The organism is Kitasatospora sp. NPDC057542, assembly GCF_042801945.1.
Lineage (GTDB): Bacteria > Actinomycetota > Actinomycetes > Streptomycetales > Streptomycetaceae > Kitasatospora.
Genome location: NZ_JBHVFE010000002.1, coordinates 22,110 through 34,654 on the forward strand (window position 1 = coordinate 22,110; position 12,545 = coordinate 34,654).

Consider the following 12,545-nt stretch of genomic DNA (forward strand, 5'->3'; position numbering starts at 1 on the left):
CTGGGACGATTCGGTGACGACACGTCAGGACGGCGCTAACGCGCCCCTCCGTTGACGTACAGCGTCTGCCCGCTGACGTACGAGGCCTCCTCGCTGGCCAGGAAGGCGACGACCGAGGCGATCTCCTCCGGCTGCCCGACCCGGCGCAGCGGCGTCCGGGCGGCGACCTCGGTCTGGTGGTCCTCGGCGCTGCTGCCGACCCGTTCGGCGGTGGCCGCGGTCATCGCGGTGGCGATGTACCCGGGCGCGACGGCGTTGACGTTGATGTTGAACGGCCCGAGCTCGATCGCCAGGGTCGCGGTGAGGCCCTGGATGCCGGCCTTGGCGGCCGCGTAGTTGGCCTGGCCCCGGTTGCCGAGCGCGGAGCGCGAGCTGAGCGAGACGATCTTCCCGTACTTCTGCGCCACCATGTACTTCTGTGCGACGTGGCTGCAGTTGTACGCGCTGGTCAGGTTGACCGTCAGCACCGCGTCCCAGTCGGACTTCGGCATCTTGAAGAACAGGTTGTCCCGGGTGATCCCGGCGTTGTTGACCAGGATGTGCACCCCGCCGAGGTCCGCCGCGACCTGCGCGAACACCGCCTCCACGGCGTCGTAGTCGGCCACGTCGCAGCCGTACGCCCGGGCGGTGCCACCCTTGGCGGTGATCTCGGTGACCGTTCCGGCCGCCCGCTCGGCGGTGAGGTCGACGACGGCGACCGCCGCGCCCTCCTCCGCCAGTCGACGGGCGGTGGCCGCCCCGATGCCCTGCGCCGCGCCGGTCACCACGGCGACCTTCCCAGCGAACCGTGTCATGTGAACTCCTTGGAAGTTTGGATCAACAGGCGACGAGCGGCAGGCGACGGCCGACATTCGACGGATAACAGATAACAGATGACAGCTTTCAACATCTGTTACCTGTCATCCGTTCGCCGTCCTCCGTCATCTGCCACCCGCCGCCGCCGGTTTGTCAGACGTTCTCGACCAGCACGGCCGTACCCTGCCCCACACCCACACACATGGTGGCCAGCCCGCGCCGGGCGCCGGTGCGGCGCATCCGGTGCAGCAGGGTGGTGAGGATGCGGGCACCGGAGCCGCCCAGGGGGTGGCCGAGCGCGATCGCCCCGCCACTGGGGTTGACCACCTCCTCGGCCTGCTCCGGGCTGAACCCGATGCCGTCGGCGGAGGCGAGTGCCTGGGCCGCGAAGGCCTCGTTGAGCTCGGCGGTGTCCAGGTCGGCGAGCGACCAGCCGGCCCGTGCGAGCACCTTCGCCGTGGCCGGGACCGGGCCGATGCCCATGACGTCCGGGTGCACCCCGGCCGAGGCGCCGGCCACGTACCGGCCGAGCGGCCGGAGCCCGAGGTCGCGCAGCGCCTCCTCACTGACCAGGACCAGCCCGGCCGCGCCGTCGTTCATCGGCGAGGCGTTCCCGGCGGTGACCGTGCCCCCGGGCCGGAACACCGGCTTGAGGCCGGCGAGCTTCGCCAGGCTGGTGTCCTCGCGGATGCCCTCGTCCCGGCTCACCGTCACCCCGTCCGGCCGCTCTACCGGGACGAGTTCGGCGTCGAAGTGCCCGTCCTTGCGGGCGGCGCCGGCCCGTTGGTGGCTGCGCAGAGCGAAGGCGTCCTGGCGTTCCCGGCCGATGGCGTACCGGGTGGCCACCTCCTCGGCCGTCTCGCCCATGCTGAGCACGCCGTGCAGTTCGGCCATCCGCGGGTTGGTGAGCCGCCAGCCGAGCCGGGTGTCGAAGGTCTCCATCCGGTGCGGCAGCGCCTCGTCGGGGCGGGGGAGGACGAAGGGGGCGCGGGTCATCGACTCGCAGCCGCCGGCCAGCACCACGTCCGCCTCGCCGGAGCCGATGGCCCGGGCGGCGAGGGTGACGGCCTCCAGGCCCGAGGCGCAGAGCCGGTTGACGGTGGCTCCGGGGACGGTCTCCGGCAGGCCGGCCAGCAGGACGGCCATCCGGGCGGCGTTGCGGTTGTCCTCGCCGGCCTGGTTGGCGGCGCCCCAGTAGACGTCGTCGATCCGGGCCGGGTCGAGCGAAGGCACGTCGGCGAGCAGGGCACGCAGCACGGTGGCCGAGAGGTCGTCCGGGCGGACCGTGGCGAGCGCGCCGCGCAGCCGGCCGATGGGTGTGCGGCGGGCGGCGGCGAAGTAGACGGGACGCACGTCGTCGGGCTCCTTGTCGGATGGCGGGAGTGCTGGTGGCGGGAGTGCGGGTGGCAGGGGTGCTGGTGGCGGGGTCAGAAGGCGTTGACGCCGGTGAGGGCGCGTCCGATGAGCAGCTGGTGGATCTGGCTGGTGCCCTCGTAGAGGGTCATCACCCGCGCGTCGCGCAGGTACTTGCCGACCGGGTACTCGTCGATGAACCCGTAGCCGCCGAAGACCTGGAGCGCGTTGTTGGCGGCCCGGACGGCGGCCTCACTGGCGTACAGCTTGGCGATGGAGGACTCGGTGGCGAACGGCAGGCCGCGCTCGATGTGGTCGGCGACCTTCCAGGTGAGCAGCCGGGCCGCCTCGACGTCCACGGCGATGCCGGCCAGCAGCTCCTGGACGAGCTGGTGCGAGGCGATCGGCTTGCCGAACTGCTCGCGCTCGCCGGCGTAGCGGACGGCGGCCTCCAGGCAGGCCCGGGCGATGCCGACGCAACCGGCCGCCACCGACATCCGGCCCTTGGCCAGGGCGGCCATGGCCACCGTGAACCCCTTGCCGACCTCGCCGAGCCGGGCGCTGTCGGGCACCCGGACGTTCTCGAAGGAGAGTCCGGCGGTGGCCTGGCCGCGGAGGCCGAGCTTGCCGTCGATCCCGGTGCGGGTGAAGCCGGGCAGGTCGGTGGGGACCAGGAACGCGGTGATGCCCCGGTGGCCCTGCTGGTCGGGTCCGTCGCCGCCGGTGCGGGCGAAGACCAGGGCGACGTCGGCCCAGGTGCCGTTGGTGATGAACGTCTTGGCGCCGCTGATCAGCCAGTTGTCGCCGTCCCGGACGGCCCGGGTGGTGAGGTTGGCGGCGTCCGATCCGGTGCCCGGCTCGGTGAGCGCGAAGCAGCCGAGCGCCTCGCCCGAGGTGAGCCGGGGCAGCCAGTGCCGCTTCTGCTCCTCGGTGCCGAAGGCGTTGACCGACTTGCCGACCAGGCCGAGCGAGACCGAGACGATCCCGCGCACGGCCGAGTCGCCGCGCCCGAGCTCCTCCAGGACGAGGCAGTACGCGAGGTGGTCGCCGCCGCTGCCGCCGTACTCCTCCGGGATGGTCAGCCCGAGGAAGCCGACCTTCGCCAGCTTGCCGATGATCGCGAGGTCGACGGACTCGGCGCGGTCCCACTCGGCGGCGTACGGCACGATCTCGCGGTCGGTGAAGGAGACGGCGAGGTCCCGGACGGCGCTCTGTTCCTCGGACAACTCCAGGTTCACGGCGGCTCCCGAATCCGGCGTCCATGGTCCGGCGTCTGGGCCGACCCATTAAACTAGCGCTGCAAGTTTTATGGAGGGACTGTAGCCCCGCCCGGCCCGCGCTGGGAAGGGGCACCTGCCAGAATCGGTCCCCAGCACACCCGACCGGAGGAACCGGAGGAACCCACCGCGATGGCCCGTCCACGCACCCCGCTGCTCAGCCGCGAGCGCATCGTCGCCGCCGCGCTGCGGCTGATCGACGACGAGGGGCTGGACGCCCTCTCCACCCGCCGACTCGCCACCGAGCTGTCGGTCAGCGGGCCCTCGCTCTACAACCACTTCGCCACCAAGGACGACCTGCTGGACGCGGTGGTGGACAGCGTCATCGGCGAAGTCGACCTGTCGATGTTCAAGGCCGCCGGGACGCCCTGGCCGGAGGCGCTGCGCGACTGGGCCCGCTCCTATCGCGCCGCGCTGGCCGCCCACCCCAACATCGTCCCGGTGCTCGCCCAGGGCCCCGGGCGGCGGCCGAACGCGCTGCGGCTGGCCGACGCCGTCTTCGGCCACCTGGTCGAGTCCGGGTGGCCGCGCGGCCAGGCGACCAGGATCGGCGCACTGATGCGCTACTTCGTCACCGGCTCGGCGCTCGCCTCCTTCGCGGCCGGTTTCCCGGCGGACGCCGAGGTCTACGACGCGGCCGACTACCCGCACCTCGGCGAGGCGCACCGGCTGGCCGGGCACCGGGGGGCGGTGGACGAGGGCGCTTTCGAGACCGGGCTGGAGGCGCTGCTCGATGGGCTCGCCCTGCGCTACGCCCGGCTCGCCGAGCGTTCCTGAGGCGATGCCCGGCGTTCCTGAGGGTGTTGCGCGGCGCTCCTGAGGCGAGGCCCAACAGCCCGAACCCCGCCGGAACGGCGTGCGCTCCGTAAGCTCGCCGGCCCCGCAGAAACGATTCGGCCCCCGCGCCTCCGTGCTGATCGCGACGGGGTGCGGGGGCCGGGAGTACGACGGGCGGATCAGCCCATGTCCTCCAGTCGGACGCCCTTGGTCTCCTTCATGAACTTCGCCACGAAGAGGATGGACAGCGCCGCGAAGGCGGCGTAGACCAGGTAGGTCGCCGACAGGTTCCAGCGCGACATGGACGGGAACGAGACGGTGATCGCCCAGTTCGCGATCCACTGCGCGGAGGCGGCGACGGAGAGGGCGGCGGCGCGGATCCGGTTCGGGAACATCTCGCCGAGCATCACCCAGACGACCACGCCCCAGGACATCGCGAAGAACAGCACGAAGGCGTTGGCGGCGACCAGGGCGACGGTGCCCTGGAGGTCGGGGAGGGTGAGGTTGTCCCCGCTGCCGGTGGCCGAGGAGAAGGCCCAGCCGGCGGTGCCGAGCGCGACCGCCATGCCGGCCGAGCCGATCAGGGCGAGCGGCTTGCGGCCGATGCGGTCGACCAGCACGATCGCGACCACGGTGCCGAGGATGTTGATCACGGAGCCGACGAAGCTGATGAGCAGCGAGTTGCTCTGGTCGATGCCGACCGACTGCCACAGGATCGACGAGTAGTAGAAGATCACGTTGATGCCGACCAGCTGCTGGAAGACCGACAGGCCGATGCCGACCCAGACGATCGGGAGCAGGCCGAACCGGCCGCCGAGCAGGTCACGGAAGCGCGGGCGGTGGTCGGAGGCGATCAGCGTCCGGATCTCGGCGATCCGGGCGTCGGCGTCCACGCCCTCGCCCTCGACCTCGGCGAGCACCTTGCGGGCGTCGTCCAGGCGCTCGGCCTGGATCAGGTAGCGCGGGGACTCGGGGATGACCGAGGAGAGCACGAAGTAGACCGCGGCCGGGACGACGCAGATGCCGAGCATCCACTGCCAGGCCTCCAGGCCGAGCAGGTGGCCGCGGGTCTCGCCGCCGGCGGCCTGCGCCAGCAGCCAGTTGATCAGCTGGGATATCGCGATGCCGAGCACGATCGCGGCCTGCTGGAAGGAGGCCAGCCGGCCCCGGTACTTGGTCGGCGCGACCTCGGCGATGTAGGTCGGGGCGATCACCGAGGCGATGCCGATGGCCGCGCCGCCGAGGACGCGCCACAGCGCGAGGTCCCAGGCGGAGAACGGCAGCATCGAGCCGACCGCGCTGACCGCGAACAGCAGGGCGCCCGCCTTCATGACCTTGATGCGGCCGTACCGGTCGGCGAACCGCCCGGCAAACGCTGCGCCGATCGCCGAGCCCAGCAGGGCGGAGGACACGATCAGGCCGGTCACGCCGCTTCCGACGCCGAACTTCTCCTGGATCCCGGAGACGGCGCCGTTGATCACGGAGCTGTCGTAGCCGAACAGGAAGCCGCCGAGGGCCGCTGCCGCGGTGATGAAGACGACGAAGCCGAGGCGGCCGGGCGCGGGGGCCTCGACCGCCCCGGAGGGCTTCTGGGTGACGCTCACGATCTGACTCCTGGTACTCAACGCTGAGCTCGGTAGCCGAGATCGTAACCCCTATTCGTTTAAGTCTTGTACACCATGACCCTCAAGTTTCGCTCTGAGAATTCGTAAGGTGAACAAGCAAATTGGGCCGCCCGGGGGTGTGTCGGTCAGGCCGGCGAGGCGAGCGAGAGTCCGAACCGGCCTTCCGGGTCGGTCCACCAGTGGCTCAGTCGCAGCCCGGCAGCCGACAGCTCCCCGGCCACCCGCTCCCGGCGGAACTTGGCCGACACCTCGGTGCGCAGTTCCTCGCCCCGGGTGAAGTGCACCGGCAGGTCCAGGGCCGGGATCTTCACGGTCTGCGTGCGCAGCGAGCGCAGTCGCATCTCGATCCACTCCTGCTCGGCGTCCCAGAGCGCGACGTGCTCGAACGCGTCCGGGTCGAAGTCGGCGCCCAGTTCGCGGTTGAGCACGTTCAGCACGTTCCGGTTGAACTCGGAGGTCACCCCGGCACCGTCGTCGTAGGCGGCGACCAGAACCGCGGGGTCCTTGACCAGGTCGGTGCCGAGCAGCAGGAAGTCGCCGGGGTCGAGGGCGGCGCGCAGGCCGCGCAGGAAGGCCGCGCGCTCCGGGGGCAGCAGGTTGCCGAGGGTGCCGCCGAGGAAGGCGACCAGCCGTGGGCCGCCCTCCGGGGGCAGGCCGAGCCTGGCGGTGAAGTCGGCGAGCACGCCGCGCACCGCGAGCCCGGGGTACTCGGCGGCGAGCGCGACGCCGGCCGCGGTCAGCGCGCTCTCGCTGACGTCCACCGGGACGTACGCCTCCAGGGTGCCGAGCGCGCGCAGGGCGTCCAGCAGCAGCCGGGTCTTCTCGGAGGAGCCGGAGCCCAGCTCGACCAGGGTGCGGGCCCCCGTGGCGGCGGCGATCTCGCCGGCCCGGTCGGTCAGGATGGCCCGCTCCGCACGGGTCGGGTAGTACTCGGGCAGTCGGGTGATCTCCTCGAACAGTTCGCTGCCGCGTGCGTCGTAGAACCACTTCGGCGGCAGCCACTTGGGCTGCGCGGTCAGCCCGTGCTGCACGTCGTGGCGCAGCGCGGTGCTGAAGTGGTCGGCGGGCAGCAGTCGGGTGAGATCAAAGGTGTCCATGACAGGGTGGTTCCTCTGTTCAGAAGATGAAGGGAGGGTGGGGGTCAGTCACGGCCGGGGAGGCGGTGCACGGTGACGCCGCGTGAGTCCACCAGTAGCAGCGAACCGTCCGGGACGGGCTTCCAGCCCGGCGCGTCGTCGTACGGCTCGGAGGCCACCACCGTGCCGAGGCCTGGCAGGGTGCGGTGGTACAGGGTGTCGCCCCAGGTGGTCGCGGCGATCGTGACACCGTCGGTGAGCAGCAGGTTGAGCCGCCCGGTGGTGTGCTCGGTGACGTCCGCGACGGTGCCCGCCAGTGCCTCGCCCAGCCCGGCGCCGGCCCGCAGCCGGTGCAGGGTGAGCGCCCACAGCAGTGCCGAGTCGGTGCGCGCCTCCAGGTCCAGCAACTCGGCCGGGGGGAGCAGGGCGGCCAGCGCGTCCAACTTGCCGGGCCAGCCGGCCACCGCGCCGTTGTGGCTGAACAGCCAGCGCTCGGAGGCGAACGGCGCGGCCGCTCCCTCGCCCGGTGCACAGCCCTCGGTGGCGGAGCGGACGGCGGCCAGCAGCGCCCGGGTGCGGACCACCCGGGCGAGGTCGGCGAAGGTCTCGTCCGCCCAGATCGGCCCGGTCCGGCGGTAACGGGCGGGCACCTCGTCCCCGTCCGCGTACCAGCCGAGGCCGAAACCGTCCGCGTTGACCGTGCCGTACTGCTGGACCCGGGGCGCCCAGGACTGTCGGTGCAGCCCGCACGGCGGGTGCACCAGTAGCTCCTGGGGCGCCACCGGCTCGCCGATGTACGCGATGTGACGGCACATCAGGCCGTCTCCGCGTCGCGCGCGGTGCGGAACCCGGCGAAGATCTGCCGCCGGATCGGGTAGTCCCAGTTGCGGAAGGTGCCCCGGCAGGCCACCGGTGCCACCGCGAAGCAGCCGCCGCGCAGCACCTTGTACTCGGGGCCGAAGAACACCTCCGAGTACTCCTGGTACGGCCAGGCCCGGAAGCCCGGGTAGGGGCGGAAGTCGCTGGCCGTCCACTCCCACACGTCGCCGATCAACTGGCGGACACCGTACGGTGACTGGCCCTTCGGGTAGCTCCCGGCCCCGGCCGGGCGCAGGTGGCGCTGGCCGAGGTTGGCGTGCTCGGGGCCGGGCGGACCGTCGCCCCACGGATAGCGGCGGGAGCGGTCGGTGGCCGGGTCGTGCCGGGCCGCCTTCTCCCACTCGGCCTCGGTCGGCAGCCGCCGTCCGGCCCACCGGGCGTACGCGTCGGCCTCGTACCAGCTGACGTGCAGCACCGGTTCGTCCGGAACGACCGGTTCCACCGTGCCGAAGCGTCGGCGGAGCCACTGGCCGTCCTCATGGCGCCAGAACAGCGGGGCGGTCAGGCCGGCATTCCGCCGGTGCTCCCAGCCTTCCGGCGTCCACCAGCGCGGGTCGTCGTAGCCGCCGTCCGCGATGAAGCGCTGGTAGGCGGCGTTGGTGACCGGGGTGGTGTCCAGCAGGAAGGCCGGCAGGTCGACGGCGTGCGCCGGGCGCTCGTTGTCCAGCGCCCACGGCTCGGTGTCCGTTCCCATGGTGAACGGTCCTGCGGGGATGAGGACTTCGGAGGGAAGCGTGGTCGCGTCCGCGGGTACGGGCGGCGGCGCGGGAGCCGCCAGGGCCGGCTCGCCCCTGCGGAGTTGGTGGGTGATCAGCATCGTCTCGTCGTGCTGCTGCTCGTGCTGGGCGATCATCCCGAAGGCGAACCCGGCCTCCAGCAGCGGCGCGCCCTCCAGCGGGCTGGCGGCGAGCAGGTCCAGAACCCGGCCGCGCACCTCGTGGGCGTACGCGCGAGCCTCGGCGGGCGGCAGCAGCGGCAGGCTGGGGCGCTCGGCGCGCGGGTGCTGGAAGGCGTCGTAGAGCGGGTCGATCTCGGGGTGCATCGGGTCACGGCCGCCGACGTTGCGCAGCAGCCAGAGCTCCTCCTGGTTGCCGATGTGCGCGAGGTCCCAGACCAGCGGGGACATCAGCGGGGAGTGCTGGGCGGTGAGGTCGCCGTCGTCGACGCAGTCGGTCAGTGCGGCGGTCCGGGCGCGGGCGGCCAGCAGTTCGGCGGCGATGCTCTCGCGCAGCGCCTCGGCGCTGGTGGCGTCGGGGGCGCTGACGGCGCCGGTGCGGTCCGTGCTGCCTGCCTCGGGGCCCCCGTGGGGTCGGACGTGGGTCATGGGGCGGCCTCCTCCGGGGGAGTGCGTCGGGTGCCGGAGCGCAGGGCGTCCAGCTGGTCGTCGGCCGGGCAGCGGCTGCGCGCGGGGTAGCGCTCGGCGAACTCGGCGACGGCGGTGCGCAGCGCCTCGGCGCCGGGAAGGCGGCCCAGCGCGGCGTCGGCGGCGGCGAAGCAGGTGAGGGCGGCCCGGCGCAGCTCGGGGTCGGCCATGGCGAGGGTGGCGGCGCGGCGCCAGACCTCGCTGCGCGGCGGGCGCGGGCCGCCCGCCCCCTCCGGTCGATCGAAGGGGTCCAGCCGCTCCAGCGCGGCCAGCGCGGCGTCGGCGGCCACCGGGTCGTCCAGCAGGGCGGTGACCAGCGCGGCGACCACCACCCAGCCGTCCCCGGGCTGGGCGTCGATCATCCGCAGCTCCAGGTGGCCGCGCGGGCGCACCGGAGGGAAGAGGGTGGTGCGGTGGTAGTCCAAGTCGTCGAGCGTGGGCGGGCGTTCGCCCGCGCCGCGGATCCAGTCGCGGAAGGTCAGCCCGGCCGGGGCCGTCCAGGGAAGGCCCTCGGGCCGTCGTACGCACAGCACCCGGGCGTCCAGCACGTACTGCGCCCAGGCCTCGCGCGGGTCGCCGTGGTCCGGCTCCGGGGCGAGCGTGCGGGTCGGGTCCATCCGGGACCAGACGGCCTGCCGGGTGGACCGGTGACCGGTCGGACGTCCGTCCAGGACGGGGGAGTTGGCGAAGGCGGCGACCAGCACCGGGCCCAGTAGGTGGGCCAGTCGCCAGCGGTGCTCCATCGCGTGCGGGCCGTCCGCGTCGCCGGCGTCCAGGCACACCTGCACCGACGCGGTACCGGTCATCATGATCCGGCCCCAGGGCCCGGCGGAGTCGAAGAAGCGCTCCATCGCGAGGTAGCGGGGGTGGTCCAGCACCATCCGTCGGGGGCGGGCCAGCGGGTCCGTCCCGGTGCCGGTGAGTCGCAGGCCCTGCGCCGCGAAGGCGGCCCGCAGGGCGGTCAGATCGCGGCGAGTGTCCTCGACGCAGGCCAGGAGGCCGGTGGCGGGCGGGGAGCTGAGCTCGACCTGTCCGCCGGGTTCGAGTGTGAGACGCGAACCGGAGGGGAGCGAGGTGCCGTCCGGGCCGCCGAGGGGCAGCGACTCCAGTGCGGCGTGGAGCAGTTCCGGCCGTACGGGCCGGGAGGGACATCGATCGTCATGGACGAACCACTCGACCTCCACACCCACCAGGCGGGGCGGTCCGATCTTGAAACAGACGCCCGACACGTGGCTGCGCGCCCCCGATTCGGTCAGCGGGGTCACCCCCGGAGGGGGTAGTGGCGTGCTCTGCCGGTCGGGCGGAGTGGTGCGGGATACCGGTATCACCGGACTCACCATCCTCGGGATCACGATTGCGGCCCGGTCTACCCTGCCCAGTCTGCTACGGAGCATGCCGGGGCGCCCCGCAAAAATCGTGTGAACGTTCGTTCTTGCAGGTCAGCGGTGTGGCGAACGGGTGAGGCCGGGATCGCCGGGTGGTCGGCCGGCGGGGTGCGGGGTGGGTCCTGTCGGGGCATGTGCCGGGGTCACAGGCGCTCCAGCCGTTCCAGGACGGTCGCCAGCACCGGCCCCGGCAGGGCGTAGTTCAGGCGTAGCGAACCCCGGCCGCCGGGGCCGAACTCGGCGCCGTCGGAGGCCTCCAGGCCGCAGCGCTCCACCAGCGCCCGGCGGGCGTCTGCGGGCGGCAGGCCGAGCGCGGCGGCGTCCAGCCAGAGCAGGTAGGAGGCCTGCGGGGCGGAGCGGACGGCGGGCCCGAGCCGATCGGTCAGCCGGGTGCGGGCGGCGGCCAGGTGGGCAAGCAACGCGTCCAGCCATGGGGTGCCCTCGCACAGCGCCGCCCGCTGTACGGTCTGCTCCAGCAGGCCACCCTCCCAGAGCCCGTAGCCGGCCAGCGCCTCGGTGAGCCGGGCCCGCAGTCCGGGGTCGGGGACGAGGGCGAAACTGCTGGGAATGCCGGAGCAGTTGAAGGTCTTGCCGACGGAGTTGAGGGTGACGGCCAGGTGCCGGTGCGCCGGGTCGACGGTGGTGACGGCGACGGGGTGGGCCCGGCCGGGGTGGGTGAGGTCGCCGTGCACCTCGTCCGAGACCAGCAGCGCACCGTTCTCGGCCGCTCGTGCGGCGAGAGCGCGCACCGCGCCGGCCGACCACACCGTGCCGGAGGGGTTGTGGGGGTTGCTCAGGAGCACGGCGCCGGCGGGGCGGGGGAGCGGGCCGTGCGGGAGCCGGTAGCCGCCCGGGCCCAGGTGCAGCGGCAGTTCGCGGTACGGGAGGCCGGCCGCGCGGCAGAGTTGGGCGAAGCCGCCCCACTCGGGGGTGGGGAAGAGGACGGGGGCCTGCGGCCGTACGGTCTCCAGCAGGATGCGCAGCGCGGTGCGGGGGCCGCAGGGCAGCAGCAGGACCCAGTCCGGGTCCACCGCGGCGCCGTGCCGGGCGCGGTACCAGTCGGCCACCAGCGTGCGGCCGGCCGGGTCGCACACCGTGTAGCCGTACGCGCGGTGACGGGCGCGCCGCTCCAGCGCCTCGGCGACGGAGGGCGGGCCGGGCAGGTCCATGTCGGCGAGGCCCATCGGGATCACCCCGGGGGCGTCCGCACGGGCCCACTTGCTGCTGCCGGTGCCGGCGCGGTCGAAGGGGGCGTCAAAGCCGAAGCCGGGGTCGGGGGCGTCGGCGGGCGCGGGGGCGTCGCAAACAGATGACAGATTTCGAAATCTGTCATCTGTTCGCTGAAAGCTGTCGTCTGTCATCTGTTCGCCGCCAGATACGCCGCGAGCCCTCGCTGTCCACGGAGCATCATCACCGCGTGGTTGGCCCGGAACAGCGGGTGCAGCGGTAGGGCGAGCCGGCGCAACAGGGGCTTGCCGGGCCGGGTGTCCTCCTCGAAGAGCACCCGGCTGCCCGCGCCGTCCGGCCCGCCCGGCCCGTCCGGCGTCACCGTGAACCGCGACCACCCGTCCAGGTCGCCCCGCATGGTCACCTCCAGCACCCCGGCGACCGGGTCGCGCCGACTCGCCACCAGGCCGATCGCCAGGCGGTACGGCAGTAGTGCGCGCACCACCATGTCCCCGGAGTCGTCGCCGGTCGGCCGGACCTCGCGGACCTCCGGCCACCACAGCGGATAGCTCCGCACGTCCTCCAACGCCGCGTAGACGGCGGGTGCCGGAGCCGTGAGCCGCCAGACGCCCCGGAATCGGTAGTGGTTGGGATCCACGGCCCCCACACTATTGCGGCCCGGTCGGGCGGAGGGGCGAACGCCGCTGGAACGTTGCCGAGTTGGTCCGCGGCTCAGGCCCCGCCCGGAAGTGAACGTTCCGGAAACGCCCGTCAGCCGGGAAGGGGGCACTCCGCTTGCACCCGTTCGGGGTGCAGGGGAGGATCTTCCGTGCTTGTAGTCTCATCAG

11 protein-coding genes are annotated in these 12,545 nt (G+C 73.0%); 1 reads left to right on the top strand and 10 read right to left on the bottom strand.

Translation table 11 applies throughout. The features are described 5' to 3' along the window. Window positions 1-35: 35 nt before the first annotated feature. The 3 genes from fabG to ACFU7Y_RS00515 all read right to left on the bottom strand — a co-directional run bounded on the left by fabG (window position 36) and on the right by ACFU7Y_RS00515 (window position 3,386). Window positions 36-794 (bottom strand): 3-oxoacyl-ACP reductase FabG, encoded by a 759-nt coding sequence (gene fabG, locus ACFU7Y_RS00505; protein ID WP_224281925.1) that lies wholly within the window; start codon window positions 792-794, stop codon window positions 36-38. A 154-nt stretch (window positions 795-948) separates the two neighbouring features. Then, window positions 949-2,148, bottom strand: coding sequence for an acetyl-CoA C-acyltransferase (locus ACFU7Y_RS00510; RefSeq protein WP_224281924.1), 1,200 nt, complete (start codon window positions 2,146-2,148; stop codon window positions 949-951). 74 nt (window positions 2,149-2,222) lie between these two features. Next, window positions 2,223-3,386: an acyl-CoA dehydrogenase family protein gene (locus ACFU7Y_RS00515; RefSeq protein WP_224281923.1), complete on the bottom strand. Its 1,164-nt coding sequence runs from the start codon at window positions 3,384-3,386 to the stop codon at window positions 2,223-2,225. Window positions 3,387-3,557: 171 nt separating this feature from the next. On the opposite strand from ACFU7Y_RS00515, the gene ACFU7Y_RS00520 reads away from it, so the two are divergent. Next, window positions 3,558-4,202, top strand: coding sequence for a TetR/AcrR family transcriptional regulator C-terminal domain-containing protein (locus ACFU7Y_RS00520; protein WP_224281922.1), 645 nt, complete (start codon window positions 3,558-3,560; stop codon window positions 4,200-4,202). Between the two features lie 179 nt (window positions 4,203-4,381). Here ACFU7Y_RS00520 and ACFU7Y_RS00525 read toward each other — a convergent pair whose 3' ends face one another. From ACFU7Y_RS00525 to ACFU7Y_RS00555, 7 genes are all read right to left on the bottom strand, one after another. Further along, window positions 4,382-5,809: a sugar porter family MFS transporter gene (locus tag ACFU7Y_RS00525; protein WP_374120021.1), complete on the bottom strand. Its 1,428-nt coding sequence runs from the start codon at window positions 5,807-5,809 to the stop codon at window positions 4,382-4,384. Window positions 5,810-5,952: 143 nt separating this feature from the next. Beyond that, window positions 5,953-6,924 carry an L-histidine N(alpha)-methyltransferase gene (gene egtD, locus ACFU7Y_RS00530; RefSeq protein ID WP_380765763.1) on the bottom strand — a complete coding sequence of 324 codons (972 nt, stop codon included), beginning with the start codon at window positions 6,922-6,924 and terminating at the stop codon, window positions 5,953-5,955. A gap of 44 nt (window positions 6,925-6,968) precedes the next feature. Next, window positions 6,969-7,718, bottom strand: coding sequence for an ergothioneine biosynthesis protein EgtC (gene egtC / locus ACFU7Y_RS00535; protein WP_224281918.1), 750 nt, complete (start codon window positions 7,716-7,718; stop codon window positions 6,969-6,971). After that, the gene (gene egtB / locus ACFU7Y_RS00540; RefSeq protein ID WP_224281916.1) at window positions 7,718-9,106 is read right to left on the bottom strand and encodes an ergothioneine biosynthesis protein EgtB; all 1,389 of its coding nucleotides are present in this window, start codon (window positions 9,104-9,106) and stop codon (window positions 7,718-7,720) included. The genes egtC and egtB overlap by 1 nt, the downstream gene beginning before the upstream one ends. Beyond that, window positions 9,103-10,410, bottom strand: a complete 1,308-nt coding sequence (gene egtA, locus ACFU7Y_RS00545) for an ergothioneine biosynthesis glutamate--cysteine ligase EgtA (protein ID WP_380765765.1) — start codon at window positions 10,408-10,410, stop codon at window positions 9,103-9,105. Before egtA ends, egtB begins: the two co-directional genes overlap by 4 nt. Window positions 10,411-10,673: 263 nt before the next feature. Then, on the bottom strand, window positions 10,674-11,891 hold the full coding sequence (locus ACFU7Y_RS00550; RefSeq protein WP_380765767.1) for an aminotransferase class I/II-fold pyridoxal phosphate-dependent enzyme: 1,218 nt from the start codon (window positions 11,889-11,891) through the stop codon (window positions 10,674-10,676). Beyond that, window positions 11,888-12,355, bottom strand: coding sequence for an SRPBCC family protein (locus tag ACFU7Y_RS00555; protein ID WP_224284622.1), 468 nt, complete (start codon window positions 12,353-12,355; stop codon window positions 11,888-11,890). Before ACFU7Y_RS00555 ends, ACFU7Y_RS00550 begins: the two co-directional genes overlap by 4 nt. Window positions 12,356-12,545 lie beyond the last annotated feature (190 nt).